The sequence below is a fragment of the Frankia sp. CgKIO3 genome, assembly GCF_977946435.1.
The window spans coordinates 1-4,623 of sequence record NZ_CDWTMO010000236.1 but is presented as its reverse complement, the minus strand read 5'-3'; the positions used below and the strand labels follow the sequence as shown (position 1 = coordinate 4,623).

Annotated in this window: 2 protein-coding genes; both read left to right on the top strand. The window is 69.6% G+C overall.

Translation table 11 applies throughout. From position 1 onward, the window contains the following. Positions 1-935: 935 nt before the first annotated feature. Positions 936-1,220, top strand: a complete 285-nt coding sequence (locus tag AC08OJ_RS18660) for a hypothetical protein (RefSeq protein ID WP_476596418.1) — start codon at positions 936-938, stop codon at positions 1,218-1,220. Between the two features lie 230 nt (positions 1,221-1,450). Further along, positions 1,451-3,901, top strand: coding sequence for a helicase-associated domain-containing protein (locus tag AC08OJ_RS18655; protein WP_476594553.1), 2,451 nt, complete (start codon positions 1,451-1,453; stop codon positions 3,899-3,901). Positions 3,902-4,623: the final 722 nt, after the last annotated feature.

The following is a 4,623-nucleotide window of genomic DNA, read 5'->3' as shown; positions in this document are numbered from 1 at the left end:
GGGCAGGGCGGTCCGGGCGGCTGGCAGCCCGCGCCGGTGGTGAGCAGACCGAGCGTGACGGCGGCTCCGATGGTCACCAGAATGCGACGGACACCGACAGCTCGCCCGGTTCTTCTCTTAACGGGTCGACGCATATTTGAACCTCTCTCGCGTCTCTCACGTGTTCTCCGATCCGCTATTCCCTACCAGAACTTCCCCACTCAATGACAACGGCGCGCCGAGCCCTTCGATTCCGTTTCACGTTTATGTATTCCCGTCCGGATTATCGGGCCGCGCATCGGGCGGACGGCCGGGCCGGTGAGAACCCGATGCGGTTGGCACCGGAACACCCTGCCCGCCCGGCCATCGATGACAATATTCATCAAGATGGGAGAACCGATACATCTGTGCCGAACCAGCGAAAGTCCGGGCGGCGGCCACGCCTGCCGTTGACCGGCGTCGACAGCCGTTGACCACTTTTGACACCGTTGACCATCGTCCGGGAGGACCATTCCAGCGGCCGGTCCTTGCCCGGGAGTACGGGCCGGGTGACCGGCTGCGCCCACATCACCGGGGGTGCCCGCAAGGGGTATCCGCATACCCCGGATGGGCTCATGTTTCCAGTCCGGTGGAGATGTTCCCGTAGGACCTGGCCACCCGGCGTACCGGGCCCCTAATATCCTCGAGCCGGGATGACAGATTTCTGGAAATACAGCGCGGAGGAAACCATGCTCCCCTCACCGGGCAGGTCGGTATGCCGCCCGCACCTCGATCGGGTGCCCGTCCGCCCCGGCGGCTCCGGGGCTATGGGGGATGCCGCACAATCCGTTTCAGCCCGTACCCGGCACCCGTCCCGCCGCGCCGTATCCATCATGGTCACCGCAATACTGCTCGTTCTGTTCTCAGCGTTGCCGGCCGGCGCCGTGATCCGCCGTCCGGTGCATCATCCGCTCCCGATGATCAACGTTTCGTACGAGACCGGCGCGGTGAGTGGCGTCGGGCGGCAGACCGACCTGACAATCACCGACAAAGGACCGGGGATCCTGCACGTCCAGTCAATTTCGGTGGACGGTGAACGCTTCCTGGATCAGAACTCCCATCTCCGGATCGCGCCGGGGCGCAGCTACATGTTCACCTTCGGCTGGGCCGGTGGCCCCGGGGGTGGTCCGGACGGGCCGACGGTCGTCATCGACAGCGATGCGCCTACCAGCCCCACCGTCCTCCACATCGGCTATCAGTGAGGCCGCACCGGCAACGAGACCGCACCCGGTGAGGTCGCACCGGCAACGACGGCGAGGCCCGCGGTACCGGCGACCGCCCGGAGGGCGCCGATGCCGTTCGCCGACGCCACCGGTCTGCTCGCAATCCGGATGGATCGGGAACGGGCGGCCGTGGTCTCGGGTGTCTGCTGCCGGCAGATCGGGCGGTCGTGCCCGCTCGGCGCAGATAAGAGCAGATAAGAATGGAAGGGATGACACCACGATCGTTCGCCGACCATCTTGCGGATCTGGACTTGCCGGCGCTGGCCGCTCTGCTCCGCTCGCGTCCGGACGTGCTGGTCGAGCCGGTCCCCCGTGGTTTCGGGCAGCTCGCGCAGCGGCTGGAAAGTCCGGACTCGCTCGCGGCGGCGCTGTGGGAGCTGAACCGCGACACGCTCCGGGTCGGCCAGGCGGCGGCGCTGCTGGGGCAGCCCGCGACGGTACCCCGGATGGCCGAGCTGTTGGGTGCGTTACCGGACGCGGTGCGCGCCGGGGTGGGCGATCTGTGCGCCCGCGGCCTCGCCTGGATCGACACGGTGGTCCAACTCCCGGAACCGCTGCACAACCACTGGGTCGAGGAGATCAGTTCCGCCCGCCCGGTCGCAAAGATCGCTTACAACGTCCTGGTCGAGGATCTACGTAAGGCGGTCACGGCGCTCGGGGCTCCGGCCGAAAACCTGCGCAAGACCGAGCTGACCGCGCGGCTCACCGAACTCATGTCCGATGCCCGCCGCATCGCGACGATCATCGTTTCCCTGCCCGCCCCGGCGAGGCAGCAACTCGATGACCTGCGCCTGGCCACGGCCGGCGGCTACTTCCCCTACACGTTCCCCTACACGCCCTTCGAGGAGGTCCACGACCAGAGGGCAGCCGCGCAGCCCATCAGGCAGCTGATCACCGCGGGGCTGGTGCTGGGCGTCGGCAACCGGCCGGAGCTCCCCCGTGAGGTCGCGGTCGCCGCCTGGCTGGCCAGGCACGACCAGGGACTCACCGGGCCGCCGGACATTCCCCGGCCGGAGGTGAACGAGGCTGTCGTCCGGTCGAGCTCCCAGGCGGCCGCACAAGGCGCCATCCGCGCCGTGACCGCCCTGCTCGACGAGGCCGCCGCCCCCGTCGTAGCGCTCAAGCGAGGAGGCGTCGGTGGGCGGGAACGGGCCCGGCTGGCGAAGCGGCTGTCGATACCGTTGGCCGAGCTGCCGCTGTGGATCGACCTGGTCGCGGCCGCCGGCCTGCTGACCTTCACCGATGGCGGCTACGCACCGAGCTCGCGGTTCCAGGAGTGGCGGGAGGAGTCGCCAAGCCATCAGTGGGCGACGCTGGCTGCGGCGTGGCACGCTCTGGAGCACGCGCCGACGAGCCGCGAGGGTGCCGACGAGAAGGACGTCCCGCCGCCCCTGCCCATCGAGTCGGGGGCGGGCCAGATTCGCCGGGTGCTGATCCGCGCGGCGGCCGGCGGGCGGTCGGTGCGGCTCACGGCTGAGAACCTCGACTGGTTCTTCCCCCTGCACGGCTACGACGCCGCCACCCGCAAGATCAAGGTAGCGGCGGCGATCCGCGAGGCCGAGCTGCTCGGGGTGTTCGCCCTCGACGTCCTGTCCGAGCTCGGCCAAGCTCTGCTCGAGGCCGCGCCGAGCACCACCGACACGGCGGCTGCCACCGTCGGGCTTATGATCGTCTCGACCGCGGACGAGTTCGCCGCGCAGGCCGCGAGGACGGTGCGGGACCTGGCGGACCGCTGCGCCGAGCTGCTGCCCGAGACGCCGTCCAGCCTGATCCTGCAGTCTGATCTCACCGCGGTCGTGTCCGGCCAGCCCAGCGCGGCGATGTCCCAGCTCCTGCGGGCCGCGGCGGTGCCGGAGTCCCGGGACGCGGCCGGGACCTGGCGGTTCACCTCCGCCAGCGTCCGCGCCGCGATGGACGCCGGATGGTCCGCCACCGAGCTGCTCGAACAGCTACGCACCATAGCCGATCACGGTCTCCCGCAGCCGCTCGAATACCTCATCGCCGACGTCGCCCGCCGGCACGGACACGTGCAAGTCCGCGGGATGCGCAGCGCCGTCCTCGCCGACGAGCCCACGACCGCCGAGATCCTCCACACCCGGGCGCTGGCGAAGCTGCACCTCGCCCGGCTCGCCCCCACCGTGCTGGCCAGCCCGGTGGAACTGGGCACGGTCCTCGCCGAGCTGCGCCGGACGGGCTTCTACCCCGTCGCCGAGGACGCGACGGGCACCGTCATCGTGACGAGCGGGCCGGGACGGAAGGCGCCGCGGGGGGCCTCGGCACAGCCGTCCCGGGCGTCCCGACCGCGCGGTGGGCCCCCCGCCGGTCCGTCGGCGACCCGACGGCGGCTGACGGCCGACGAACTCGCCCAGCGCCTGCGCACCGGCGAGGACGACGGTGTCACCCTCCTGACCAATCTCGCCCAGCGGCTCGGCGAGATAAACGGGCGGCTAAACGACGCCGAACTCGCCGTGCTGGCGGACGCGGTGGAACGCCGCAGCGACGTCGTCATCGCCTACCGGGACAAGCAGGGCACCCGGACGGTCCGCCGCATCCAGCCGAACCAGCTCTTCGGCCGGTGGCTGAACTCCTGGTGCCACCTGCGCAACGCCGAGTGCGAGTTCGCCGTGGCCAACATCGAATCCGTCAGTCCCGTCGGCTGACCGGCACCCCCTTCCCGCCGAGGCGGCGCCCGAGATCCCGAGCTCACCGCGACGATGACCACCCTGGACGTCACCGCGCCCAAAAAGAACATCCATGAAAACCCCCCGACCGGGAGCCATCGGAGATTGCGATCCCTCCAGGGATAATCAGCGACCCGATGGTAAATCCGCAGGTCGACGCCATGATCCAAGTCTAGTCGCCGGGCCCGAAGGGGTCGCGGCATCCGGTGCCGCCACTGGACACAGCCGGTGAAGGCGGCCGGCACTGGCAGGCGCGTCCAAACTGGTAGTCGTCAGGGGCTGTAGGGCGGTGCATCTCGCAGTGTCGAAGCGCAAGGAGACCGCATGCGGTAGTCCGTCCTTCGGATGCCGCCCGCTTGGGGCCGGGTGGTTCACCGGAGTCCCAGATCAGAGGCTATCTCGCCGGGAGAGCCGCACCCCGCGGGCCGCCCCGTCCGGACGCAGGCACGAGCCACCGGTCATGTCTTTTCCGGCCCGGTCCCGGACCCGGCCGTCGAGGAGGATTTCTGCCTGTGGCAGACTGCCTCATCATGCGCGCTGTGGCTCTGCCAGAATCAGATAGGTAGCATGCGCACGGGACGGAGAAATGAATGAGATTCCGCGTTGATGTCGCAGCCGACGAGCCGGCCATCAAGTGGGAAGATGTCTTCACTCCGGCGCGGGCCGTTACCTACGATCTGATTCGGAGCCAGGACCCGGCC

Excerpts from the sequence above, each read along its gene's own strand:
- AC08OJ_RS18660 (WP_476596418.1), top strand. The coding sequence starts at position 936 with ATGATCAACGTTTCGTACGAGACCGGCGCGGTGAGTGGCGTCGGGCGG.
- AC08OJ_RS18655 (WP_476594553.1), top strand. The coding sequence starts at position 1,451 with ATGACACCACGATCGTTCGCCGACCATCTTGCGGATCTGGACTTGCCG.